Genomic DNA, 26796 nt, shown 5'->3' with positions numbered 1-26796 from the left:
CTTACCAATTCCACAATGTGCCATCTTCTAAACGAGCAATCGGCAAATAGGCTGGGTTGTATGGATATTTTTGTGCTAATTTTTCATCAAAATCGATACCTAAACCTGGTTTGTCACTTGGGTGCATATAACCATCAGTAAAGGTCCAGTTTGGCGAGAAGACTTCTAACATCTGCTCTGAGTAACCCATAAATTCTTGAACACCAAAGTTAGGTACCCACATATCAAAATGAAGTGCAGCGGCATGACAGATTGGTGATAAATCTGATGGACCATGTGAGCCAGTTCTAACTTGATAAAGCGACGCAAAATCAGCTATTCGACGCATATGAGTTATGCCGCCTGCATGGGTTATTGTGGTTCGGATGTAGTCAATAAGCTGTTCTTCAATTAACTGTTTACAGTCCCAAATACTGTTAAATACTTCACCTACAGCAATGGGGGTTACAGTGTGTTGACGAATTAAACGGAAACATTCTTGATTTTCGGCTGGTGTTGGGTCTTCCATCCAAAATAGGCGATAATCTTCAATACTTTTACCAAATCGAGCCGCTTCAATTGGTGTTAGACGATGGTGCATGTCATGCAATAAATGTTCATTAAAACCAAATTTATTCCTCACTGCCTCGAATAATTTTGGTGTGAAATCAAGATATTTGTCGGTTGCCCAAAACTGTTCTTCTGGATAGTTACCTCGTGTTGCCGGTTCATAAGCTAAGTTTTTACCTTTACTTTGACCGTAGGTGGTTTTCATTCCCGGTATGCCACACTGCACTCGAATGGCCTTAAAGCCCATTTCTTTATGTTTAGCATAATCATCTAATGCTTCTTCAATATCTTTACCTGTAGTATGGCAATACACCATTACACCGGTACGAGAAGCGCCACCTAATAATTGATAAAGGGGCATATTGGCAACTTTACCTTTGATATCCCATAATGCCATATCAATTGCTGATATCGCTGACATCGTCACAGGGCCTCGACGCCAATAGGCACCTTTATAAAAATATTGAAAGATATCTTCTATTTGACTGGCATCTCGTCCAATTAATTGTGGGCAAAGATGATCTTTAAGATATGATGCGACGGAAAGCTCACGTCCATTGAGCGTCGCATCACCTACTCCATATACACCCTCATCTGTTGTAATTTTTAATGTGACAAAGTTTCTGCCAGGACTACAAACAAAAACGTCTGCTTTTACGATTTTCATTGAATACCTCATAATTAATTTGTGTAGCAACAAATTAATCGATTAAATACTACCATACAAGTAGAGTTGTATGTATTTGTGATTACTGTCACAAAAAGAGACTCAATTTAGTAAAAATTCAAGGAAAGCTAACTGGTTGATATCAAAAAATAAGAGTGAAAATAAAACATCAATTGAAAAGAACGTCTCTTTTTTAAAAAGTTGTTTGTATAATGAAGGCTCGCATGTGATTTTTGATTAACGCAAATTTGTAATAACGTTAATGACTGATAAAAAGTGGATACTATTTTGATTTTACTCATTGATAACTATGATTCTTTCACTTTTAATATTTACGACTACTTGTGCCGAGTGGGTGCTAATGTAAAAGTAATTAAAAACGATGAAATGTCGATTACTGAATTAAAACAACTCGATTTTACTAAAATCGTTATTTCACCAGGACCCGGGACACCGAATCAGGCAGGCATATCACTTGAGGTTATTGCCGAATTTTCTAATACCTGTCCAATACTTGGAATTTGTCTTGGTCACCAAGCTATTGCCCAATACTATGGGTATCAAATTGGAAAAGCGCCACAACCAATGCATGGCAAAATTGATAAAATAGTTCATGATGGTCAAGGATTATTTAAAGACATTAAAAACCCCTTATCAGTTGTTCGTTACCACTCCTTAATTGCCTATGATAATTTACCTTTTGATAAATCCCCTCTTATGATTACTGCGCGCAATAAACAAGGAATAATTATGGGATTACGTCATAAAATATTACCTATCGAATCCGTGCAATTCCATCCTGAAGCAATTAAAACTGAGTTTGGTTTACAAATCATTTATAATTTTGTACATAGGTAAATAATAACATGAGAATATATATCGACTTCGAAGGTCAGCATAAGTATTTTTGCAACCCAATCTCGATAATAAAGACTAATGATACCTCATTAGTCAATCAACATTTACAGGAGATCGAAGGATTTATCCAACAAGGCTATTATGCTGTTGGTTATTTAGCTTATGAAGCAGCGATGGGATTAAATCAATCAAATCAAACCAAAATTAATCGCCATAATAACCAAGATTTACCTTTACTGTTATTTGGTATTTTTGATCAGTATTCCAGTGTTGAGTCTTTACCATATCATGATTACACCCCACAATCACTTGAATTGATGAGTGACACTACAATTAATGAATATCAACAAAAGATCAATTATATCCGTGAACAAATTGAATTGGGCAATACCTATCAAACTAACTATACGATTGCATTTAAAGCACCTTTTACACAATCACCCCTTGATTACTATCATTTTTTACAAAAAAATAATTTTGCCAATTATTGTGCATATTTAGAATTTGATGATTATCACATTTTATCGATATCGCCCGAGCTATTTTTTAAAATAGAAAACAGATTAATAACCACAAAACCGATGAAAGGGACAACGAAACGAGGGATAAATCAGCAACAAGATGCCCAACAATTATCGCAATTAATGTCAGAAAAAAATCTCGCTGAAAATATGATGATAGTCGATCTGCTGCGCAATGATTTAAGTCAAATATCAGAGCCAGGATCTGTCGCTGTTCCTCAATTATTTACTGCAGAAAAATATCCAACTGTTTGGCAATTAACTTCAACAATTCAGGGAAGATTAAAAGAAAATATTCGGTTATATCAGATTTTTCAAGCTATCTTTCCTTGTGGTTCAATCACTGGTGCACCAAAAACAAGTACTATGCAAATTATTGCCAATATTGAAAATTCACCACGTGGGGTTTACTGTGGCACAATCGGCTATATTAATCCATATATGCAGCAAGCAACATTTAATATACCAATACGAACATTAACTATTCATAATCAACAAATGAGTTATGGCGTTGGGGGTGGAATTACATGGGATTCAACCGCAGAAGATGAGTACGACGAAATCCTCGCTAAAACAGCTATATTAACCCGTAAGTCATCAATTCCTGATGCGATTATTGAATCTTTGTTACTTGAAGAAGGCCAATTTTTTTTATTAGAAGAGCATTTAGCTAGGCTTGCTGATTCTGCTAATTATTTTGATGTTCAGTGTGATACAAAATCAATAAAATTTCAGCTCGTTGAGTTAGCAAATCGGTATCGCAAAGGTAACTATAAAGTCAGGTTGTTATTGAAAATTGAGGACGGTAGTTATCACTTAGATATTGATAAAATTGATTGTGGTATGTTGTTAAATAAAATAACGTTGGCGCCAAATTGTGTCAATAGTAATAATGTTTATCTGTACCACAAAACAACGAACCGGCAACATTTTGTGCATATTACCAAAGGACATGAGTATATCAATTTCAATGAAAAAGGCGAAATTACCGAATTCGTTAATGGCAATATTGCCTTATTTATCAATCAACAGTGGGTTACCCCTGTTGTCAGTTCGGGGTTATTGCCCGGAACGATGCGGCAATATTATATAAACAATCACCATTTGGTAGAACAAGTCATCACTAAAGCCCACCTATTAAAAGCACAAAAAATTGCTTTTATAAATAGTGTGCGTAAATGGGTGGAAATAGATAATGAAGTATTTAATCAATTCAAACACAATTTAACTTAAATAACGATTCATATTCCGTCATATTACTGACGGAATATGAATTTTTTAAATTAACGCGTGATTGAATTAGCAAAATCTTGTTCTTCTTCTTGCCAACCTTTAGATAACGCTTTAACCAATGCATCATAACCATTGGTCATAAGAGCAACATGGCGTTCAAAGGGTTTTGTCTCAATGTTATTATGACTATCTGTTATAACCCATCTTCCTTTGATAAGGGCATCGCCTGAATAACTACCATGAAAACCGTCAATAAAGAGTTTTACCGTTAAAGTTGGTGTTGACAGTGATTTACTGGAAACTAAATAATCAGGAAGAAAAACACTTAAGTCTTGAACGACGCGATCTTGAAGTTGTTGCGATAACGTTGATGCCCAAAGATGGTTTGATGCAGTTACATATTTAATATCGTCTGTTTGCAAAACAATTCCAGGCTTATTTAAAAAATTTGCCACATCTACCGTTTCAATCCAAATAAAATGCTGAGTTTTTTTCATTGTGTGTGACGTTTGCTCAGGTAAATCACTCGCTAATTGAAAATAGCTTTTGCTTGGCGCATTAGAAGAACATCCCACTAATAAACTCAGTGATATTGCAACAACAATTGAGATTAGGTATCGTATTATTTTAACCATCATTTTTTACCTTTAGCTTTAGGTTCTTGATCTTTCTTATTCGGTGCAGAAAAAATCAATGCATTACTTTTATCATTGAGGGTATTAAGTAATGGCGTTAATTCATCCATCATTTGTTGCACTTTTTGTAGACTTTCTTTCATTTGATTATTTAAATCAGAACCTGGTTGTAATCCTTTCATGGTCTCATTTAATGAACGCATTGCCTTTTGAAGATCTTTTGGCATATTTTGCATTTCTTTGCTTGCCATAATTTGATTTATCGAGTTCATTAACCGCTCGCTTGAAGCAAGTGATTTATTAAATTGAGACATCGTGTTATTAAGTGGTAAATTATTAAAATTATCAAGTAATTGTATAATTTTAGCTTGTATTTGAGCAATGCCTGTTGATGTGGTGTCAATCGTATCGTAACCAAATTGTTTTGACTTTTTAACATCATACTTATTTTTTAAATCGGAATAGAAATCCAGATCGATATAAAGTGCACCAGTAAACATATTTGATGTTTTCAAAGATGCCCTTAAGCCATTTTTTTGCTCATCCATAATAAGTGTAGCAATATCTATCTTCTGATCTACAAGTTCCGACAAGCGATCTGGTTCAATCCTTATCAGAACAGGAACTTTTTGATTAAGAATTGAAGATTGTTCTAACATTTCTGGGGTATAAAATGGAACCTTCGAAACTGTTCCTAATCGAATACCATGATATTCGACCGGTGCACCTTCAGAAAGCCCTGATATTGAATCAGAGAGCATAATAAGAAATTCTTTATATTCAGTATACTGTGAATCTTGAATGGATTTTTTATTTTCATATAACTTATATACAGAATATTGCTCAGCAGGTGCGCCTAATTTTGATCCATCCGGTAGATCAAAACTGATGCCGCCAGACAATAAAACATCCAATGAAGGCACATTTAAACTCGCACCCATTGATGATAACGTTAAATTAATACCACCTTCTTTCCAAAAACGTACGTTTTGGGTCACTAATGCATCATAAGGTTGAGTGATAAAAATTTGATATTTCATTTTTCGTGAATTAACATCAAACTGTGATGTTTCAACATTCCCAACACGATAACCATGAAACATAACCGAAGCACCACGAGGAACAACACCATTTTGATCACTTTCTAAATTCAACCGTATACCTTTGATACTCGGGTCAGATAACGGTGGTGTATCTGATAAAATAAAAGGATTATTTTTAAAGCTATGTGTATCATTACCTGATGCTAACTCAATATATACACCTGACAATATAGTGTTCAAACCGGTAACACCATCTCGACCTATCTCGGGTTTCACAACCCAAAATATTGAATCATTTTTAAGTAATGGTTTCATATCGTTATAGATTCGACCTTTAACCACCACTTGGTTGTAATCATCCGATAGGGTTACTTCATCAACAATACCCACATCGACACTGCGATTTTTGATTACCGTTTTACCTGCAACAATACCACTTGCATCTTTAGCAAGTAAGGTAAATGGGGTGCCACGGTCAGCATAATGAGAATAAATAATCCAAAGCCCAACAACAGCAGTGACAATTGGTATTATCCATATTGCTGAAATAGCTCTGATTTTAATTATTTTTGCTAATTTACTTGTTGTTACCATATTGTTCCTATTATTCTATTTTTTTATTCGATGTACGATCCCAAATTAATCGAGGATCAAAATTTTGTGATGCAATCATGGTAATAATCACCACTGTTGCAAAAAATATTACGCCTATGTCGGGGTAAACACCCATCATTTGCTGATTTCTAACCAAAGAACAGACAACCGATACCACAAAAATATCAATCATTGACCATTTGCCAATAAATTCAACAGCTGTATATAGTTTCTTCATTTTTAGACAATTATGTCTATGTTTTTTCTTGGCTGCTAAAGCAAAATAACAAAGCCAGCTAAGCGAAATAATTTTCAAAATCGGAATAACTACACTGGCGATAAAAATGACTAATGCAACCGGTATATCACCTGCTTGCCACATATAAATAACACCATCAAGAATGGTAGAACTTGATGGCGAACCAAAAACAACTGTTATCATAATTCCAAACAAATTAGCTGGAATATAGATAATTAACGATGTCACTAATAAAGCAATAGTCCATTGTATTTTATTTCTATTTCTTGTTTGGCTTTTTTGTTTACAACGAGGACATTTGACATAATGTTCAGGTAAAATCGCTTCACAATAATGACACAGTTTTAAATGCTGACAAATTCCTGTCTTACCTACTTTTAATTCATCACTCGCAAAATTATTGTTATGGATTTCGTTCCAAATCGTTTCTGGTGAAAAAATCACATCAGCTTTTATATAAAAAAAGACAAACAAACAAAAGGCCCAAAAAGTTTCAGTTACACCAATGCTACCGTAACTCATTAACTTAACAAAACTCACCAAAATACCGGTTAAAAATATTTCAGGCATACACCAATGTTGTAATTTTTCATAAGCAATTAATAGATCTCTTTTTCGATATTTTGACAATGGCAATTTAGAACAAAGGACAGTGATAATAGCAAGATTAAAAATAGGAAAAGCTAGAACAAATACAATAAATAACGCAGATAGATAACTGTACCTGTCAAAGAACATAATACTAGGAATATCTAAAATACTAACACCATTAAAATTGCCTACTAAGCGTATATCAATAAAAACAAATCTGCAAGCAATAACAATCATAATCAAAGAACAAACTGCATACATCGTTGCTCTAAATTTCATATTAATATTTTTTTTTATCAACGTTGTGTTGCAGCGAGGACATACGGCTTTGTGTCCTGATGTGACTGGTGAAAGTTCAGTGAGTAAATCACAATTTGAACATAATACGTAATGAGGTTGAGCGATGGTCATTATTTTCCTTAATTACAATAAATAATAGCCTTAATTGATAACGTTTTTTCTAGTTAACATTATATTTCATTAAAAAATTGATTCATTAATTCGAAAACAACTATTGGGAATAATTACTTCAACACACTACATATAATGGTTAAGATGTTTCGCTGCTAATCATAACAAATGGTTTTTTTTTATGAAAGTATTACCTAAGCAAATTGCTACAATTTGATGATAAAATTAAATCTATCCTAACAATAAAACTCTAGTTAACTGTATAAAATTTTAAAAGCCATATTTGATAAAAGTTGAGATACAAGCATCTTTAAACCCAAACTTTACTCTATTATTTCATTATCAATAAGTAAAATATTATCAATTAGTTGCTACTATTAATTAAATGCTTATTAAACATAAAAAAAACTTGATACTGTATAACAATACAGTATAATGTACATCAATATCCTTACTAATCGGAATTTTATAATATGAACGAAAACAAACAACGTGCACTTTCAGCAGCATTAAGTCAAATAGAAAAACAATTTGGTAAAGGTTCAATTATGCGTTTAGGGGATACCCAAACGTTAGATGTTGACGCGGTTTCAACTGGTTCATTAGGGCTTGATATCGCATTAGGAATTGGCGGGCTACCAATGGGTAGAATTGTCGAAATCTTTGGACCAGAATCATCAGGAAAAACTACATTAACTTTATCTGTTATTGCGCAAGCACAAAAAGAAGGGAAAACGTGTGCTTTCATCGATGCTGAGCATGCTTTAGATCCAATTTATGCAGCAAAATTAGGTGTGCAAGTTGATGATTTATTAGTTTCACAACCCGATACCGGCGAACAAGCGCTTGAAATTTGTGATGCATTAGTACGATCTGGTGCTGTAGATGTCATTATCGTCGACTCTGTTGCTGCTCTAACACCAAAAGCAGAGATCGAAGGTGAAATGGGCGACTCTCATATGGGATTACAAGCCCGCTTAATGTCACAAGCATTACGTAAATTAACTGCTAACATTAAAAATGCTAATTGCTTAGTCGTATTTATTAACCAAATTCGTATGAAAATTGGTGTTATGTTTGGTAATCCAGAAACAACAACCGGTGGTAATGCACTTAAATTTTATGCCTCTGTGCGTTTAGATATCCGTCGCACTGGTGCTGTTAAAGAAGGCGAAGATGTGATTGGTAGTGATACCCGTGTAAAAGTGGTCAAAAACAAAGTGGCGGCGCCATTTAGACAAGCTGAATTCCAAATTCTTTATGGATGTGGTATTTCTAAAGAAGGTGAATTAATTGATTTAGGTGTAAAACATAAGCTTGTTGATAAAGCTGGCGCATGGTACAGCTATAACGGTGAAAAAGTTGGTCAAGGTAAAGCTAACTCTATCAAGTTTTTACAAGAGCATCCCGAAATCGCCCAAGAACTTGAAACCAAATTACGAGATTTATTACTAAATAGCCCTGCTGTTTTCTCTGCTGATGAGGACGAAGTTTTATCAGAAGAAGATAACAACTTTTAGTTATGAATAAAAAAATCAATAAGTCAATTTTAAATAAAGCTGTGCAATTACTTGCACAGCGCGATCATTCATCTTATGAATTACACAACAAAATAGTGCAATTCTTTGCTAAAAAGATACAATGCTCAGAAGATGAATATCATGAACAGTTAAATCAATTAAAAATAGAAACCTCTGAGGTTATTCAATATTGTATCGATCACAATTGGATGAATGATAGACAATATATCGAAAAATATATTGCTATGCGTGCATGTAAAGGTTATGGTCAATATAAAATTGCATTAGAATTAAAACAGCGTGGCCTAGACGTCGATTTGAGCCGTGAACTATTACAAATAACAGATATTAATTGGAGTGAAATTGCTCATCAACAATTATTGAAAAAGTTTAAACACATTGATATTAAAGAAGATTATCGCCAAAAACAGAAAGTAATTCAATTTTTAACTGCTAGAGGCTATAGCCAAGATAATATTAAAACCGCATGTAATTTATTGACTTAAGTTTGTATAATACCTAGAATATAATACAGTTAAGTTAAACACAGCCCATTACAAAGAAAGCTCACTATATCATTTTTATTTTTCCTTATATTTACTTGTTATATTAGTTAGATTCACCGCAGTATAAAGAATATTTACTTTTCAACTTTAGTTGTAACGGGTATATTACTATGTTTAAAAATCTATCGTTTAATATGGAAGCCTAAATGAAAAGCACTGCAGAAATTCGTCAAAATTTTCTTGACTTTTTCCATAGCAAAGGACACGAAATTGTCGCAAGTAGTTCCCTTGTTCCACATAATGATCCAACTCTTTTGTTTACTAATGCAGGAATGAATCAATTTAAAGATGTATTTCTTGGAATAGATAAGCGTTCCTACACGCGAGCAACTACAGCACAGCGGTGTGTACGAGCTGGCGGAAAACATAATGACCTTGATAATGTAGGTTATACTGCACGACATCATACATTTTTCGAAATGTTAGGTAATTTTAGTTTTGGTGATTATTTCAAACATGATGCGATTCATTTTGCTTGGGAGTTATTAACCAGTAAAGAATGGTTTAATCTTCCTAAAGAAAAATTAACTGTCACTGTTTATGAAACTGATGATGAAGCCTACTCTATTTGGCAAAACGAAATTGGTATACCTAAAGAACGTATTATCCGCATAGGTGATAACAAGGGCGCACCTTATGCTTCAGATAATTTTTGGCAAATGGGTGATACAGGACCCTGTGGACCTTGTACTGAAATATTTTACGATCATGGCGATCATATTTGGGGAGGACCTCCAGGTAGTGCTGAAGAAGATGGTGACCGATTTATTGAAATCTGGAACATTGTATTTATGCAATTTAATCGCCATCCTGATGGGACTATGGAACCTTTACCTAAACCGTCTGTCGATACCGGTATGGGATTAGAACGAATTGCAGCAGTTTTGCAACATGTTAACTCTAACTATGAAATTGATTTGTTCAAAAAACTCATTAAAGATACGGCTCAAATCATTCAAACTAAAGACTTAGAAAGTAAATCACTACGTGTTATAGCGGACCATATCCGTTCTTGTGCTTTTCTAATTTCAGATGGCGTAATGCCTTCTAATGAAGGTCGAGGCTATGTATTGCGTCGTATTATTCGACGAGCAGTACGACATGGTCATATGCTTGGTGCAAAAGATATTTTCTTTTATAAACTAGTTAAACCATTAATTGAGGTGATGGGCAGCGCTGCAACAGAATTAGCGCATAACCAAAAAATGGTTGAAAATACCCTTAAAACCGAAGAAGAACAATTCCTAAAAACTCTTGAACGTGGATTATTTTTACTCGATCAAGAATTAGGTAAAATAACTGGTTCTGTGTTGCCGGGTGAGATTGCCTTTAAACTTTATGATACATATGGCTTTCCATTGGATTTAACAGCCGATGTATGTCGAGAAAAAAACATCACAATTGATGAAGATGGATTTAATAAATGTATGGAAGAGCAACGTAAGCGAGCTCGTGAATCTAGTGCATTTAGTGTCGATTACAGTAATGTTATTAAGCTTGATGATAAAACCGAATTTTTAGGTTATCAGGAAACTGAAGCTTCAGGTAAAGTGATTGCGATCTTCCAAGGTGGCCACAAAGTCGAAAGTATTAATGAAGGTGATGAAGCCATCATTGTTCTAGACAAAACACCTTTTTATGGCGAGTCAGGTGGACAAATTGGCGATAAAGGCGTGTTAACTGCTGCAAATGTTGAATTTAAAGTTATCGATTGCCAAAAATATGGTAAAAGTATTGGACATATAGGCAATATTACTAAAGGATCATTAAAAGTTGGTGATACAGTAACAGCAGCTATTGATGTTGAACTAAGGGAACGTATTCGTCGTAACCACTCAGCCACACATTTATTACAAGCGGCATTACAACAAATATTAGGTAAGCATGTTCATCAAAAAGGTTCCTTGGTTAATGATAGTTACTTACGTTTTGACTTTTCGCACAATCAAGCAATTACAACAGAGCAACTGATTGAAATCGAAAATCTGGTCAACCAACAGATACGTCGCAACTTACCTGTTGAGATAGAATTAATGCCAATTGATCAAGCAAAAAGCAAAGGTGCAATGGCATTATTTGGCGAAAAGTACGAAGAAATTGTACGCGTATTAACGATGGGTGATTTTTCAATCGAACTTTGTGGTGGTACTCACGTTAGTAGAACCGGTGATATAGGTTTATTTAAAATCACTTCTGAGTCGAGCATCGCTTCTGGTGTAAGAAGAATTGAGGCAACATCTGGGCAAAATGCGATGGAATACATCCATTATGAAGCTAATTTGTTAAATCAAATTGGATCACTGATAAAAAGTGACAAATCGACAATTTTAACACGAGTTGAACAGTTAATTGATCAAACTAAAGTGTTAGAAAAAACTATTGAGCAATTGAAGGCTGAAAAAGCTAGCCAAGAAAGCCAACAATTGTTAAATCAATGTGAAAAAATCAATAATAAGAACTTACTAATTGCTAAACTTGATAACGTCGAAGCTAAGCTATTACGCACAATGATTGATGATCTTAAAAATCAATTAAAAACAGGTGTCATAGTTTTAGCTGCTGTCAATGATGGCAAAATCAATTTAGCAGCTGGTGTAACTAATGACTTATTAGGCATTGTTAAAGCTGGCGAATTAGTTTCTCAATTAGCATTAAAAGTAGGTGGTAAGGGCGGTGGGCGGCCTGATTTCGCTCAAGCAGGTGGAATGGATCTTTCGGCGTTACCAGAAGCTTTATCTTCTGTAAAAAAGGAAATCAGTAATAAATTACAAGCAAGTTAGCCAGATATACTCAAGTGAATATTAATTAAACATTAGAGTGTATTCTGTAAAATTCCGTCTTTCTGTCTCACCGATGGAAGGCTGACGAAGCTATATCTTAAAATTGTTTGGATATATACTTAACTGATATTAGGAGATCTAATGTTAATTTTAACTAGGAGAGTAGGTGAAACATTAATTATTGGTGACGATGTAGTCATTACTATTTTAGGCGTCAAAGGTAACCAAGTCAGAATTGGTATCAATGCCCCTAAAGAAGTTTCTATCCATAGAGAAGAAATATATAACAGAATCCATCATTCGCAAGACAAAATTGATGAGATATCTGAGCCCAAAGAGTAATATTGGGCAGGAAATAAACAACTAGTGCGCGCAAACGAAAAAATGTTTGACTTATTTTTTCTAGAACGTAATATGTGCGCCACACATTGTGATTTTGTTGTTGAAACCAAATCACAGTTGTTTTGGTGAGATGGCCGAGAGGCTGAAGGCGCTCCCCTGCTAAGGGAGTATGCGGTCAAAAGCTGCATCGAGGGTTCGAATCCCTCTCTCACCGCCATTTTTAAAAAATTTAAAATATGCATCCGTAGCTCAGCTGGATAGAGTACCCGGCTACGAACCGGGCGGTCAGGGGTTCGAATCCCTTCGGATGCACCATTTTAAAAAATTCTAAAACGCATCCGTAGCTCAGCTGGATAGAGTACCCGGCTACGAACCGGGCGGTCAGGGGTTCGAATCCCTTCGGATGCACCATTTTTTTACGAACTTACACGCATCCGTAGCTCAGCTGGATAGAGCACTCGGCTTCGAACCGAGCGGTCAGGGGTTCGAATCCCTTCGGGTGCGCCATTTCGGTTGAATCCCGGCATAATTCTAGTATACTAAGCTCACAAACTTTATATCTTTTATCAATCTACTTTTTTATTTATATATGTTGTTAGCTAGATTAAAATAACGGTTCAAGTAGATAGATAGCTTTAATAAATAATAATGGACTTTTTTTATGTTGGATCCAAACTTACTTCGAAATGAATTAGATCTTGTTGCCAAAAAATTATCTCGACGCGGATTTAAATTAGATGTTGAAACATTAAGTCAACTAGAAGAAAAACGAAAAGTTTTACAAGTTGAAACTGAAAACTTACAGGCTGAACGTAACGCCCGCTCTAAAGCGATTGGTGAAGCAAAAGCTCGTGGCGAAGATATCACGGCTGTACGTGAAGAAGTCAATAAACTTGGTGAAAAGCTCAATACCGCAAAAGCAGAGCTTGAAATCCTACTTAACCAAATCAAAGATATTGCATCAAATATTCCGAATATTCCTGATGATTCCGTTCCTGATGGCAAAGATGAAAATGACAATGTCGAAGTATCCCGTTTTGGTACACCAAGAACATTTGATTTTCCTGTGCTTGATCATGTTGCTTTAGGTGAACGTTTTGGTGGGCTTGATTTTGCTGCTGGTGTAAAACTTACCGGTGCACGTTTTGTTGTTATGAAATCACAAATTGCACGTCTACATCGAGCAATAACGCAATTTATGCTAGATCTTCATACTGAGCAACATGGTTATGAAGAAATCTATGTGCCTTACCTCGTCAATAAAGCTACCCTATTTGGCACTGGGCAATTACCAAAATTTGCAGGTGACCTATTTCACACTAAACCACTTGATGAAGAGGCTGAAAGCAGTAATTATGCATTAATCCCGACAGCAGAAGTACCCGTTACCAATTTAGTGCGAGATGAAATTCTAGATGAAAGTGTATTACCATTAAAAATGACGGCTCATACGCCTTGTTTCCGCTCTGAAGCGGGTTCTTATGGTAAAGATACCCGTGGCTTAATTCGAATGCATCAATTTGATAAAGTGGAGCTTGTTCAGATTGTCAAACCTGAAGAGTCCATGAAAGCATTAGAAGAGCTAACTGGGCATGCTGAAAAGGTATTACAGCTACTTGAGCTGCCTTATCGAAAAATCGTATTATGTACCGGTGATATGGGCTTTGGCTCATGTAAAACCTACGATCTTGAAGTATGGGTGCCAGCTCAAAATACTTATCGCGAAATTTCGTCTTGTTCAAATATGTGGGATTTCCAAGCTCGTCGAATGCAAGCACGTTATCGCAATAAAGCAGATAATAAAACTTACCTAGTTCATACCTTAAATGGTTCTGGATTAGCGGTAGGACGAACTCTTGTTGCGATTATGGAAAACTATCAACAGGCTGATGGATCTATCAAAGTACCATCAGTGTTAGTACCCTATATGAATGGCGTAGAAGTGATTGGTTAAAGATAAATCAATTTAGCTTAAGATAGCGCTACTAATAGCGCTATTTTTTTATTAATTTAGGTGAAAAAATGATAAAAGGTGTTGTCCTTTCAATACTTGCATCATGTCTTTTTGGATTACTTTATTATTATCCAGTATTACTACAGCCGCTTTCGGTTGTCGATATTTTTTGCTGGCGATTATTAACGTCTTTTCCAGCAATTATTATTCTTATCTGTTTTGAAAAACAATGGTCAGCTATTGCTGATCTATTTTTGCGAATAAAACAACGACCAGTATTACTTTTAGGATTGATAGCATCCTCATTACTTCTGACCATCCAAATGCTTATTTTTATTTGGGCACCGCTTAATGGCCATGGTTTATCTGCATCTTTGGGATATTTTTTATTACCCTTAGCGATGGTTATTTTTGGCAAAGTTTTCTATGGAGAAACATTAACATTTTTTCAAAAAATTGCTGTCACGTTTGCCGCTATTGGTGTCTGTTTAGAAATTTACACAACAAGCGCTTTTTCATGGGAAACAGCCGTGATAGCACTTGGTTATCCAATTTACTTTATGACAAGAAGAAAACTAAAAATAGAAGGCATATCAGGGACCTTTTCAGATTTTTTCTTCATTTTTTTAGGTTGCCTTAGTTATTTTATTTTCAATTATAACGTACAACAAATTATTCATGATTTAACCCATTTTCATATCTTTATCCCTATGCTGGGGATAATTACCGCTATTGCATTTGCTATGTATTTTGTTGCCAGAAGGTTACTACCTATGGGCTTATTTGGATTGCTTGGCTATGTAGAGCCGGTTTTACTAACTTGTGTTTCTTTATTATTCTTACACGAATCTATCTCATCACAGCATATTATTTCATATGGATTTATTTGGTTATCTGTTTGTGTTTTAGCGTTGGAAGGAAGTATATTTGTACTAAGAGCGATAAAACGAAAAAGAATTCGTTAATTAAACAGCCACAAATTTTGTAGCTGTTTAATTTAAGGATGATGTTACTTACTAAATGTCACGGGTTGACCATAGCTTTCTATAATAGATTGAATCCTATCAAGTGTTTCCCTTGGTGGGGCTTCAACGCCTTCCAATTGATACTTATCACCAAACGTTTCCCATTTGTAAGCACCAAGTTTATGATAAGGTAATAACTCTACTCGTTCGATATTACTCATGCCTTGAATAAATTTACCTAACAAATGTGCTGAGTCATCATCATCTGTCCAACCTGGAACAACAACATATCGAATCCAAGTTTTTTTATTAATTTTTTGTAAGTATTTGGCGAACTCTAATACACGTTTATTTGATACACCAACTAACTTTTGATGTATCTCATCATTCAACTGTTTCAAATCAAGCATAACCAGATCAGTCACGTCCATTAACTCTTCTAGAGTATGATCGATCTGTCTAGCATAACCATTGGTATCTAAACAAGTATTAATGCCCTCTTTATGGCAAGCTTTAAACCACTCAGTAATAAATTCAGACTGTAATGTCGCCTCTCCACCTGATGCGGTAACCCCACCACCATTAGGCATAATAAAGCTTTTATAAGAAACTATCTCTTTCATTAACTCATCAACTGTCACTTCCTTGCCCGCTTTTAAATCCCAAGTATCGCGGTTATGACAGTATAAGCAACGCATTAAACAACCTTGAAAAAAAACAATGAAGCGAATTCCCGGTCCATCAACTGTACCAAAAGATTCAAAAGAATGGATACGACCTTTAATCGGTTGTTTTGTTGTCATAATAATATCTTGTTCCATAAATGTTCTCTAATAATTACTCACATTGCTTTTATATTTATTTAAGTATTTTAACTCATATAATGTTATTTTTTACCAATTACATTAATTGAATATACTCTTATTTGTTGCAATTATACAAAATAAATACTAACAAGTATTAAATTTATCCTATCTATTAGCAACATTTCTATAAGTGGATAACCAATAATTCAATTGGCAAAAAAATAGCGCCCAAATTGGACGCTATTTAATGCAAATCATCAATTAACTAAATTACATTGATTGTGTAAAAGTACGTGAAATTACGTCTTTTTGTTGCTCTTTAGTTAATGAATTGAAACGCACTGCATATCCAGAAACACGAATAGTTAATTGTGGATATTTTTCAGGATGATCCATCGCATCTAATAATGTTTCACGGTTAAGTACGTTCACATTAAGATGTTGACCGCCTTCAATAGTTGCTTCATGGTGGAAGTAACCATCCATTAAGCCTGCTAAGTTACGTTTACGTGCACTATCATCTTTACCTAACGCATTTGGAACGATAGAGAAAGTATACGAAATACCATCTTTAGCATAAGCAAATGGAAGTTTAGCAACAGATGTTAATGAAGCAACCGCACCTTTTTGGTCACGACCGTGCATTGGGTTAGCACCTGGACCAAATGGAGCACCAGCACGACGACCATCAGGTGTATTACCAGTTTTCTTACCATAAACAACGTTTGAAGTAATGGTTAACACTGATTGTGTAGGAATTGCATTACGATAAGTTTTAAGTTTTTGAATTTTCTTCATGAAACGTTCAACTAAATCAACTGCGATATCATCTACACGTGGATCATTGTTACCAAATTGAGGGTATTCACCTTCGATTTCAAAGTCCACAGCAAGACCATCTTCATCACGAATCGTTTTAACTTTCGCATATTTAATCGCAGACAGTGAGTCAGCAGCAACAGATAGACCTGCAATACCACATGCCATAGTACGAATAATATCACGATCGTGTAATGCCATTAATGATGCTTCATAGCTATATTTGTCGTGCATATAGTGAATAGCATTTAATGCAGTTACATATTGTTTTGCTAACCAATCCATAAAGTGGTCTAAACGAGCAAAAACTTTATCGAAATCAAGATATTCGTCAGTAATTGGCGCTTCTTTTGGACCTACTTGCATTTTAAGTTTCTCATCCACACCACCATTGATTGCGTATAGAAGAGTTTTAGCAAGGTTTGCACGTGCACCAAAGAACTGCATTTGTTTACCAACGATCATTGGGCTTACACAACATGCGATAGCATAGTCATCGTTGTTAAAGTCAGGGCGCATTAAGTCATCATTTTCATATTGTAATGATGAAGTATCAATAGATACTTTTGATGCAAACTCTTTAAATCCACTTGGTAATTGTTCAGACCAAAGAATTGTCATGTTTGGTTCTGGTGATGGACCCATAGTGTAAAGTGTATTTAAGAAACGGAACGAAGTTTTAGTCACTAAAGTACGACCATCTACACCCATACCAGCGATAGATTCAGTTGCCCAAATTGGGTCACCAGAGAATAATTCATCATATTCAGGCGTACGTAAGAATCGAACCATACGTAATTTCATAACGAAATGGTCAACAATTTCTTGCGCGTCTTTTTCAGTGATTAAGCCGGCTTCAAGGTCACGTTGGAAATAGATATCAAAGAATGTAGAAGTACGACCAAGAGACATCGCCGCACCATTTTGTGATTTAACTGCTGCTAAATAACCAAAGTAAGTCCATTGTACCGCTTCTTGAGCTGTTTTAGCTGGCCCAGAAATATCGTAACCATATTTAGCGGCCATTTCTTTAATTTGACCAAGTGCACGATGTTGCTCTGCAATTTCTTCACGACGTTGCATAGTCATTGCTAAGTCAACACCATTTTCAAAATCAGCTTGTAATGAGTTAAACTGTGCAAATTTGTCTTGCATTAAGTAGTCAATACCGTAAAGTGCAACACGACGGTAATCCCCAATGATACGACCACGACCATAAGCATCTGGAAGACCAGTGATAACACCTGATTTACGACAACGTAAGATATCTGGGGTATAAATATCAAAAACACCTTGGTTATGAGTTTTACGATATTCAGTAAAGATTTTTTTGACTAAAGGATCAAGTGTACGGTTATAAGCCTTACATGAATTCTCGATCATTTTAATCCCACCAAATGGGATAATTGCACGTTTTAATGGTTTTTCAGTTTGTAAACCAACAATCTTTTCTAAATCTTTTTCAATATAACCTGCGTCATGAGCAGTAATTGTCGAAATAACACTTGTATCAAAATCCACAGGGGCATGGGTAGCATTTTCAATTTTAATGCCTTCCATTACTTTATCCCATAACTTAGTTGTCGCATCTGTTGCGCCAGCTAAGAAAGACTCATCACCCTCATATGGCGTGTAGTTCTTTTGGATAAAATCGCGGACATTAACATTATTTTGCCAATCACCATCTTTAAATCCTTTCCAAGCGACTGCTTGTACTTCGTTTAAATTACTCATAGTTTTTCACCTCAGGTTTACAAAAATAGTTATTTACCGCTCATATAGATGAGGGTAAATATTTTAAAATCAATGTGGCTTACGTAAATATAAAGCCCAATAAGGTAGCGCAACAGCTAATCCACCTAAAATATTCCCGATTGTTACCGGGATTAAATTATTTATAATAAAATGCTCAACGGTTAATTCTTTAAATGCATCTGCCGACAATCCAACAGCAGACCAAAACTCCGGTGAAGCAAAATTTTTAATTACAATTCCCATAGGAATCATAAACATATTTGCGATACTATGTTCAAATCCACTTGCCACAAACATAGCAACAGGTAATACCATAACTAACATCTTGTCGAGTAAACTGCGACCAGCATAACTCATCCAAGCAGCCAAACATACCATTAAATTAGCCAGTAAACCTAAAAATACTGCTTCAATAAAAGTATGGTGCAATTTATGATCTGCGGTTTGTAAAACGTTTAATCCCCACAAGCCATTAGCTACCATATATTGACCTGAAAGCCAAATAACTGCTACAAACAGTATAGCACCAATAAAGTTACCAATATAGACAAAAATCCAATTGCGTAGCATTTTTAGCCAACTCACTTTGTGAGTCATTTTAGGTAAAATAGTTAATACTGTTGAAGTAAAAAGATCTGCACCGCAGCAAACAACTAGCATTAATCCTAATGAAAAGCAGATACCACCGACTAATTTTGCTAAACCAAAAGCAACGCTAGCGGTTCCAGTTGTCACAGTGATATAAAATACAAATGCAATAGAAATAAAAACACCTGCAATAATGGCAGAAAGAAGCGTGCTACAAGGGTGTTTATTTACTTTGTAATTGCCGATGTCTTCAGCGATTTGGGTCATTTGCGCGGGGGAAAACGAATCCACGAGTTTATCTGTACTCAAACTAACATCCTCAAAAAAACTAGGGTTTTATGAGAGCCATAGTATACTCAAAATTTGAAGCAGATCACGTTTTTTTTATTAAAAAATTTTATAACAAAAAATCATTATTTGTTAAAGAAATTACTTTTACTATAAAAAATTCATCTAAGGTTATCCAAAAAAATTTAAAATATCTAATTAATTAAATTCATTTTTTTAGCATCAATATAAATATTTTTATAAGATAAACTGTTATAATACCGTTTAAAATTTTTAAAATAATCGATAGATTCACGTCCAAACTATTTTTACAAATTTGTTGTGATTATTTGAAATATATCGTTTTCGCTTCATTACTAATTCTGCAAATGAAGCGTTTTCACTCTACTAGTCGCTTATTTATTATCTAAAATTCGACTCACTTTTATTAAGTAATTTCGGGATTCTTGAGAAACGTGCGAAGTCACTAATTTTCGATAAACTTGCTGTGGAGTCATAGAATTAATAATGTTAATGGCTTCGTTACGGTCGTTAGAAAACGTACGCAATACACTTCCTGCTCCACCATTATAAGAAGTAATCATGGCATATCTTAAAGAAATTGGGTTATTAATGCCTGCTAAATATTTAGTCTTTAATAAAGATAGATAGGCTGTGCCCATATCAACATTATTACGAGGATCGAGCAAAAACTTACGGCTCGGTTCGCCTGACTTACCTTTTAATTTAAAAATGTCACGACCTGCTGTATGTTGCTGAACTTGCATAAGACCTAATGCGTCGGTTCGACTTACTGCGTACGGGTTAAATGCCGATTCAACTTCCATAATCGCTAAAATTAATCGTTCATCAATAAAATAACGATTCGATGCCTCAGTTACAAGTGGTAAGAACTTTTTAGCACGTTGATTAATGTGGTTAGGCACAAGTTTGATTTCAACATAAGTAATTAAATGAGAACCAGATTTACGCTGTTTTAAATTATTCGCTAACACATAATCAGCAAAACTATTAGCTCGTGCACTCCAACGAATGGGCTGGCGTTCTTGGTCAAGAACTTGGTTATATAAAAAAGGTTCTTTTGATAAATCCTGGCTAATTTTATCTTTACGTATAATATCAACAGGTTCAGGCATTAATAGTGTTGAAACGATAGCTTCTTTCAAATTGTCGAGAGGAGAACTGGATAACGTCTCAATGGTAATGACACCAGAAACAAAATTAATATGCACTCGAGTTTGTAAATTATCCTCGTATTGCACATAATCTTTAGGGCCTGCTATAAGCACCTCTTTAGGCCCCCATATTTGTTCAATATTATTTGCATATTGACCAATTAAAATATTAAAAGCATTGGTATCTTTTACATAATAATCTTCGTCAATTTTATTGGAATTTTTACTAGGACAACCACTTAAAAGGCTCACTGTCACAAATAATGAAATAATTTTTATTTTGTTTTTCATTTGAGTTCTCAGTTTTTAGGTTTGTATCCGTCAATGACAATATCTTCACCTTCAAATAAAAATTTTACCATCTCACTTTCGATTTTTTTACGGTGTTCAGGATTCATCATATTATATTTGTTTTCATTAATTAACATAGTCTGTTTTTTTAGCCATTCTTGCCAAGCACTTTTAGAGATTTCATTATAAATTCGTTTACCTAGTTCACCTGGATACAGTTGAAAGTCTAAACCTTCTGCGTCTTTTTTTAAATAATGACAATAAATAACACGGCTCATCTTAGTTCCTATTGAGAGACAATTATCATTTGGCTAACGATTATACCCGAAAATGGTACGATAAAAACAATAAAATTGTTGCCTTAATCAATTTCGTTTACATGCTTTAAAAAGTGAATTTTAATTCAAATATAATGAATAATTATTTACTTTACTAAACATTTAAATCACATAAAATAGATGTAACAATTTAGATAAAATATAAGGATAAAATGATGAACACCAAAATCACTCGAGAATTATTTGATAAAGTTATTTTACCTGTTTATGCACCAGCTCAATTTATTCCGGTTAAAGGTCAAGGCAGTCGTGTTTGGGATCAAAATGGTGAAGATTACATTGATTTTGCTGGTGGCATAGCTGTTAATGCCCTTGGTCATTGCCATCCAAGATTAATTAAAGCACTACAAGAACAAAGCGAGAAATTATGGCATGTTAGTAATGTTTTTACTAATGAACCGGCCTTGACTCTTGCGCAAAAACTAATTGATAACACGTTTGCAGATCGTGTGTTTTTTGCTAATTCAGGGGCTGAAGCCAATGAAGCAGCATTTAAACTTGCACGATACTATGCCACTGAAAAATACAGCCCTTATAAAACAAAAATCATCGCATTTTATCAATCTTTTCATGGTCGTACTTTTTTTACTGTATCTGTTGGTGGGCAAGCGAAATATTCCGACGGTTTTGGGCCAAAACCGGCCGATATTGTTCATGTTCCTTTTAACAATCTAGATGCAGTAAAAGCAATAATTGATGACCATACTTGTGCAGTAGTATTAGAACCGGTACAAGGCGAAGGTGGATTAACTTCCGCAACACCAGAATTTTTGCAAGGTGTGCGTGAGCTTTGTGACCAATATAACGCACTGTTAATTTTTGACGAAGTACAATGCGGCATGGGACGTACGGGTAGCTTATTTACCTATCAACAATATGGAATAACACCGGATATATTGACTTCGGCTAAAGCATTAGGGGGTGGATTCCCTATTAGCGCAATGCTGACCACTAATGAAATTGCCTCGGTAATGCATCCTGGAGTGCATGGTACTACTTATGGTGGTAATCCTTTAGCTTGCGCGGTAGGTTGTGAGGCTTTTGATATTATTAACTCGCCAGAAGTCCTAGAAGGCGTTCAACAGCGAAGAGCAATATTTATTGAAAAACTAGAAGAGATTAATGATCAATTTAAAGTGTTTCGAGAATATCGCGGCAAAGGTTTATTATTAGGCGCCGAACTTCAACCGCAATTTCATGATAAAGCAAGAGAGTTTCTTAATGTTGCAACAGAATTTAACGTTATGATTTTAAATGCGGGCACCAATGTACTAAGATTTACACCTTCACTAATCATCTCTGAAAATGAAATACAAGAAGGCATGATGCGCTTTGCTAAAGCCGTCGAAAAGGTTGTCAACGCTTAAGTTTTTCTATACAGTAACGGCATTTTAATCAATTAGGTGCCGTTATGCACTTAAAGGATACTTTGTTATGACCGATATTCGCCCTTTAAATTACGCAAAAACACACTTTATTCTAAGTGCGCCAGATATATCACACCTACCAAGTGATAGTGGCGTTGAAGTTGCTTTTGCCGGTAGATCTAACGCAGGTAAATCCAGTGCGCTCAACACGCTAACTAATCAAAAAACGTTAGCCAGAACCAGTAAAACACCAGGCAGAACCCAATTAATTAATCTTTTTGAAGTAGAAGAAAATTGTCGTTTGGTCGATTTACCAGGCTATGGTTATGCACAAGTGCCTGAAGCAATAAAACGAAAATGGCAAAAATCACTGGGTGAATATCTACAAAAACGAGAAAGCCTAAAAGGGTTAGTCATACTGATGGATATCAGACATCCACTCAAAGATCTCGATCAACAGATGATTGATTGGGCTGTATCGGTTGAAATTCCGGTGATGTTATTGCTAACTAAAGCCGATAAGCTTGCGTCTGGCGCGTTAAAAAAACAAGTCAATATGGTTAAAGAGGCAATCCTACCTTTTCAAGGTGATATTACTGTTGCGCCTTTTTCATCACCTAAACGAATTGGATTAGATGCATTAAAGCAAAAACTAGATCAATGGTTTAATCAACAGTAAGGAAACCATTTGATGAGTCAATTAGATTTTTCATTTCAATCATTATCACCGGAATTGATCATCGATAGTTTGGCAACTATTGGTATTGAGGTTGACTCAGGCTTAACAGCACTCAATAGTTACGAAAATCGCGTCTACCAATTTATGGATGAACAACGTGCTCGCTATGTAGTAAAGTTTTATCGACCCAATCGTTGGAATCGGCAGCAGATCCTTGAAGAGCATGAATTTACTAAGCAACTAGTTGACGCAGAAATTCCAGCTATTGCACCATTAACACTCAATGGCTGTACATTACATGAAAATCAGAACTATTTGTTTGCTGTTTTTCCTAGCGTGGGTGGTCGGCAATATGAACTGGATAATATTAACCAAATGGAATCGGTTGCCACCTTACTTGCACGGATTCATCAAATTGGCGCAAAACAACGGTTTTTACATCGTCCAACTATCGGATTAGACGAGTATTTATATCACCCGAAAGAAATCCTATTATCAAGTAATTTAGTCCCCAATAAAGTACGATTAGAACTTAATGAAACGTTGTCTACATTAACCCAAACCATCGAACAGCATTGGCATAACGATTGGCAACCTATTCGTATTCACGCCGATTGTCATCCTGGTAATATTTTATGGCGTGATAATGCTATGTTTGTTGATTTTGATGATGCGCGAAACGGACCAGCAATTCAAGATATGTGGATGCTACTTTATGGAACCACGCAAGAACAACGGCTACAATTAGATACCTTAGTTGAAATCTATCAAGAATTTTATAATTTCGACACTGCACAGCTTAAATTAATCGAGCCATTAAGAGCAATGCGTATGGTGCATCATCTAGCTTGGATTATAATGCGATGGCAAGATCCCGCTTTTCCACCCGCGTTTACATGGATAACAGATGAGGATTTTTGGCATCAACAATTAGCAACATTTAGACAGCAAATTACTGCTATCCAATCACCCGCAATTCAATTGCTATCGGTTAGATAAATAAATTAGGTAAATAAAATAGGTAAATAAAATAGACAAACTAAAATTAAAAAACAGCTAGTGTAACTGTAATGTTAAAGTCCTAACTTCTCTAATAACACCTCTAAACTAGGCTGAAGTTGAACTAATTGTTCTTTTTTGGGTTTGGAAAGTTGTTTAATACGATACTCAAGCCTTAAAGCTGTTGATCTATCACCTACACAAACTTGATACACAATGGCAAGATCTTGATGACCTTTTAAATGCTTTGCGCCCTTACCGCTTTGGTGTTGATGTAAACGTCGGCTCGTATCGGTTGTGATACCGGTGTACAATGATTGTTTAGCGGTTCTAATAATATATAAAAACCACATAACTGATTTACTATTCATAGTTCTCTCAACGTGATAAATTCATTTATCTTTTATAGTTTATCATTATTAATTCATTATATGCATGTGCCTATTTGCGTGAATTTTGTTAGAATAGTCACTTAGGTAAGATTACTACTTCTTTTACTTTATTTAACTTACTGTTCTAGATAGTCCCCATGTTATATATTTTGAGGCGTTAAAATTTGAATAACTTTGCAAAAATTATTGAAGTTGAACGTGGCGATATGAAATTCGCTTATGTTGATAATGATGAAATTAATTATTTAGACCTTTTTGACCAATTTCTGGCAGAAGAAGGGCATCGCGAACTCCTCGACCCCAGTGATAAACTAGAGCGATATACTTATTTGATCAATCACAATCAAAGCAAATTTATCTTCAAAATTGATGGTGGGATCGAACATCGTTTAGAGCGTAAGCTTATTGCCAAAATTACGGGCGATTTTTATTTCAACCTTATTCGAAAGTTGGCAAAAATATCATTAGATAAATGTGATATTGCTTATGAGCTTTATTTGGTTGCTTTTGACAAAAAAACACAGCGCCATTATATGATTTTCAATTTTATTGAAGGCCGCTCATTAAAATGGGAAGAAATGGAGCAGTATGGCGATCAAATAAAAGACTGTATTGAAAAATTACACAGTTATAATTTAGTCTCTAATGACGTACATGGTGGAAATTTTATTTTAACACCTGACGGCAAAATTAAAGCGATTGATTTAACTAATTCTGGTTTTATTTGGTTAACGAAAGCGAATGATGCTATTGAATTAAAAGAACGCTTCAATATCAAAATCAAAGTCCCTGTTTTAGCAATGGCAATTAAAAAATTTACCCATGGCTTTAAAAAATTATCACGAAAAATACGTGGTAAAAAAGATTAAATTAACCAGATGAGAGAAGGTCAAACTTCTCTCTTAATTTAGTAATACATACTGTTGCCTTTGAAGACTTAATTAGTAAAAATTAGCCCTCCATCTAGTTTATAGATTATCATTTTATTCGTTTTTCAAACCATAGAAACACTAGCAAATCTATGTATAACCAGCTAGAATTAATCAGTTAATTCTAATAAGGGTGTGGTATGAAAAAGTTAATTGGTATTGTGACAATATTTACGATGCTAACAGGGTGTACATCTCAAAAGATGATGTCAATTTATCAAACGCAAGGTGTAGAAATCGGTCAAAATTCATCTGGTGTTGATATAGTGAATAAATATACTACCTCACGCCCTATTACTGCCCTTCACTCCTCTTTAGCACTGTGTATAGCTCAAGAACTTGATAATAGCCCTGTGGTATTAACCAGTGATAACTATTTTGGTTCACGCTGGTGGTCATACTATAACATGCCAGTTCAACAACAGGCCGTCACAGTCAGTGGTGGTGATACAATTAAATTAGTTGAAGGAAATAGTGTTGTCGCTAACGCAGTTACAGACTACGAATATTATATTAAGTATTTTGTTAGTTATACCCTGACAACAACGCGCAATCAAAATGATATCCGTTATCTGTTTAGTAATATTAAACAAGCCCAGCAATTTACTGGTTCAGTGGCCAATGACGGTTTTGAAAACGTAAAAACACTTGAAAGCGCGCATCCAAACTTAGTTATTGATGCATTAAACAAAGAAGTTGATAAAATTCAAGCTTGCTTACTGCGATAATACAAAATTAAGCAATATTCTTAATCTTGTAAGATGTGTTTTAAAGATTATACCTTTCAACATATTTTGTAACAAAAATAACTAGTCATTATTCGATATTGACTAGTTTTATTCAAGTAAACATTGACTTACTATTTTTTAAAACGTCCAATCA

The 26796-nt window shown here is 34.9% G+C and carries 23 protein-coding genes and 4 tRNA genes; 17 read left to right on the top strand and 10 right to left on the bottom strand.

Features of this window, described 5'->3' with window-relative positions; translation table 11 throughout:
* Window position 1 precedes the first annotated feature (1 nt).
* Window positions 2-1216: a D-mannonate dehydratase ManD gene (manD, locus tag J3U66_RS01145; RefSeq protein WP_267347614.1), complete on the bottom strand. Its 1215-nt coding sequence runs from the start codon at window positions 1214-1216 to the stop codon at window positions 2-4.
* 288 nt (window positions 1217-1504) lie between these two features.
* Between manD and J3U66_RS01140 the strand changes: the two genes are divergently transcribed.
* Window positions 1505-2074: an anthranilate synthase component II gene (locus tag J3U66_RS01140; protein WP_267347612.1), complete on the top strand. Its 570-nt coding sequence runs from the start codon at window positions 1505-1507 to the stop codon at window positions 2072-2074.
* An 8-nt stretch (window positions 2075-2082) separates the two neighbouring features.
* Window positions 2083-3828, top strand: coding sequence for an aminodeoxychorismate synthase component I (gene pabB, locus J3U66_RS01135; RefSeq protein WP_267347610.1), 1746 nt, complete (start codon window positions 2083-2085; stop codon window positions 3826-3828).
* Between the two features lie 50 nt (window positions 3829-3878).
* Here pabB and J3U66_RS01130 read toward each other — a convergent pair whose 3' ends face one another.
* The 3 genes from J3U66_RS01130 to J3U66_RS01120 are packed head-to-tail and all read right to left on the bottom strand — an operon-like array spanning window position 3879 to window position 7361.
* Window positions 3879-4463, bottom strand: a complete 585-nt coding sequence (locus tag J3U66_RS01130; protein ID WP_267347608.1) for an ABC-type transport auxiliary lipoprotein family protein — start codon at window positions 4461-4463, stop codon at window positions 3879-3881.
* Entirely contained in the window at window positions 4463-6100 is a 1638-nt protein-coding gene (pqiB, locus tag J3U66_RS01125; protein ID WP_267333518.1) for an intermembrane transport protein PqiB, read from the bottom strand. The genes J3U66_RS01130 and pqiB overlap by 1 nt, the downstream gene beginning before the upstream one ends.
* 10 nt (window positions 6101-6110) lie before the next feature.
* The gene (locus J3U66_RS01120; RefSeq protein ID WP_267343940.1) at window positions 6111-7361 is read right to left on the bottom strand and encodes a PqiA/YebS family transporter subunit; all 1251 of its coding nucleotides are present in this window, start codon (window positions 7359-7361) and stop codon (window positions 6111-6113) included.
* Between the two features lie 473 nt (window positions 7362-7834).
* Here J3U66_RS01120 and recA point away from each other — a divergent pair, with 473 nt between their 5' ends.
* From recA to rarD, 10 genes are all read left to right on the top strand, one after another.
* The gene (recA, locus tag J3U66_RS01115) at window positions 7835-8881 is read left to right on the top strand and encodes a recombinase RecA (RefSeq protein ID WP_267333520.1); all 1047 of its coding nucleotides are present in this window, start codon (window positions 7835-7837) and stop codon (window positions 8879-8881) included.
* Between the two features lie 2 nt (window positions 8882-8883).
* On the top strand, window positions 8884-9387 hold the full coding sequence (locus tag J3U66_RS01110; RefSeq protein ID WP_267333521.1) for a regulatory protein RecX: 504 nt from the start codon (window positions 8884-8886) through the stop codon (window positions 9385-9387).
* Between the two features lie 206 nt (window positions 9388-9593).
* On the top strand, window positions 9594-12227 hold the full coding sequence (alaS, locus tag J3U66_RS01105; RefSeq protein ID WP_267343942.1) for an alanine--tRNA ligase: 2634 nt from the start codon (window positions 9594-9596) through the stop codon (window positions 12225-12227).
* 141 nt (window positions 12228-12368) lie between these two features.
* Window positions 12369-12569, top strand: a complete 201-nt coding sequence (csrA, locus tag J3U66_RS01100) for a carbon storage regulator CsrA (protein WP_065633847.1) — start codon at window positions 12369-12371, stop codon at window positions 12567-12569.
* A gap of 124 nt (window positions 12570-12693) precedes the next feature.
* A tRNA-Ser gene (locus J3U66_RS01095) sits at window positions 12694-12786 on the top strand.
* Window positions 12787-12807: 21 nt separating this feature from the next.
* Window positions 12808-12884, top strand: a tRNA-Arg gene (locus tag J3U66_RS01090).
* Window positions 12885-12903: 19 nt separating this feature from the next.
* Window positions 12904-12980: transfer RNA gene (locus tag J3U66_RS01085), tRNA-Arg, on the top strand.
* A gap of 19 nt (window positions 12981-12999) precedes the next feature.
* Window positions 13000-13076 (top strand) — tRNA-Arg (locus tag J3U66_RS01080).
* A gap of 154 nt (window positions 13077-13230) precedes the next feature.
* Window positions 13231-14523, top strand: a complete 1293-nt coding sequence (gene serS, locus J3U66_RS01075) for a serine--tRNA ligase (protein ID WP_065633848.1) — start codon at window positions 13231-13233, stop codon at window positions 14521-14523.
* A gap of 68 nt (window positions 14524-14591) precedes the next feature.
* Window positions 14592-15488 (top strand): EamA family transporter RarD, encoded by an 897-nt coding sequence (gene rarD / locus J3U66_RS01070; RefSeq protein ID WP_267333524.1) that lies wholly within the window; start codon window positions 14592-14594, stop codon window positions 15486-15488.
* A gap of 44 nt (window positions 15489-15532) precedes the next feature.
* On the opposite strand, the gene pflA is transcribed toward rarD, so the two are convergent.
* The 5 genes from pflA to J3U66_RS01045 form a co-directional block, all read right to left on the bottom strand.
* Entirely contained in the window at window positions 15533-16309 is a 777-nt protein-coding gene (gene pflA / locus J3U66_RS01065; protein ID WP_267333525.1) for a pyruvate formate lyase 1-activating protein, read from the bottom strand.
* A 255-nt stretch (window positions 16310-16564) separates the two neighbouring features.
* Window positions 16565-18847 (bottom strand): formate C-acetyltransferase, encoded by a 2283-nt coding sequence (gene pflB / locus J3U66_RS01060; RefSeq protein WP_267343943.1) that lies wholly within the window; start codon window positions 18845-18847, stop codon window positions 16565-16567.
* 69 nt (window positions 18848-18916) lie between these two features.
* Window positions 18917-19765, bottom strand: coding sequence for a formate transporter FocA (gene focA / locus J3U66_RS01055; RefSeq protein WP_267333527.1), 849 nt, complete (start codon window positions 19763-19765; stop codon window positions 18917-18919).
* Between the two features lie 374 nt (window positions 19766-20139).
* Window positions 20140-21210, bottom strand: coding sequence for a membrane-bound lytic murein transglycosylase MltC (gene mltC, locus J3U66_RS01050; protein ID WP_267333528.1), 1071 nt, complete (start codon window positions 21208-21210; stop codon window positions 20140-20142).
* Window positions 21211-21218: 8 nt separating this feature from the next.
* The gene (locus J3U66_RS01045) at window positions 21219-21488 is read right to left on the bottom strand and encodes an oxidative damage protection protein (RefSeq protein ID WP_267333529.1); all 270 of its coding nucleotides are present in this window, start codon (window positions 21486-21488) and stop codon (window positions 21219-21221) included.
* 212 nt (window positions 21489-21700) lie between these two features.
* Here J3U66_RS01045 and argD point away from each other — a divergent pair, with 212 nt between their 5' ends.
* The 3 genes from argD to J3U66_RS01030 all read left to right on the top strand — a co-directional run bounded on the left by argD (window position 21701) and on the right by J3U66_RS01030 (window position 24593).
* Window positions 21701-22915 (top strand): bifunctional acetylornithine/succinyldiaminopimelate transaminase, encoded by a 1215-nt coding sequence (gene argD / locus J3U66_RS01040; RefSeq protein ID WP_323849493.1) that lies wholly within the window; start codon window positions 21701-21703, stop codon window positions 22913-22915.
* Between the two features lie 67 nt (window positions 22916-22982).
* Complete coding sequence (yihA, locus tag J3U66_RS01035; RefSeq protein ID WP_065798425.1) at window positions 22983-23594, top strand: ribosome biogenesis GTP-binding protein YihA/YsxC; 612 nt, start codon at window positions 22983-22985, stop codon at window positions 23592-23594.
* A 12-nt stretch (window positions 23595-23606) separates the two neighbouring features.
* Window positions 23607-24593, top strand: coding sequence for a serine/threonine protein kinase (locus J3U66_RS01030; RefSeq protein WP_267347606.1), 987 nt, complete (start codon window positions 23607-23609; stop codon window positions 24591-24593).
* Window positions 24594-24667: 74 nt separating this feature from the next.
* Here J3U66_RS01030 and J3U66_RS01025 read toward each other — a convergent pair whose 3' ends face one another.
* A complete protein-coding gene (locus J3U66_RS01025; protein ID WP_065633856.1) occupies window positions 24668-24964 on the bottom strand; it encodes a GIY-YIG nuclease family protein in 297 nt (98 codons plus the stop codon).
* A gap of 185 nt (window positions 24965-25149) precedes the next feature.
* On the opposite strand from J3U66_RS01025, the gene J3U66_RS01020 reads away from it, so the two are divergent.
* Together J3U66_RS01020 and J3U66_RS01015 are read left to right on the top strand one after the other, a co-directional pair.
* Window positions 25150-25854, top strand: coding sequence for a lipopolysaccharide core heptose(II) kinase RfaY (locus J3U66_RS01020; protein ID WP_065633857.1), 705 nt, complete (start codon window positions 25150-25152; stop codon window positions 25852-25854).
* Between the two features lie 200 nt (window positions 25855-26054).
* Window positions 26055-26642 (top strand): hypothetical protein, encoded by a 588-nt coding sequence (locus J3U66_RS01015; RefSeq protein ID WP_267343947.1) that lies wholly within the window; start codon window positions 26055-26057, stop codon window positions 26640-26642.
* The last annotated feature ends 154 nt before the right edge of the window (window positions 26643-26796 follow it).

It is taken from the genome of Gilliamella sp. B2969, assembly GCF_026536195.1.
In the GTDB taxonomy this organism is placed as follows: domain Bacteria; phylum Pseudomonadota; class Gammaproteobacteria; order Enterobacterales; family Orbaceae; genus Gilliamella.
Note: the sequence above shows the minus strand (reverse complement) of the source record. Positions and strands in the feature narration are given on the sequence as shown.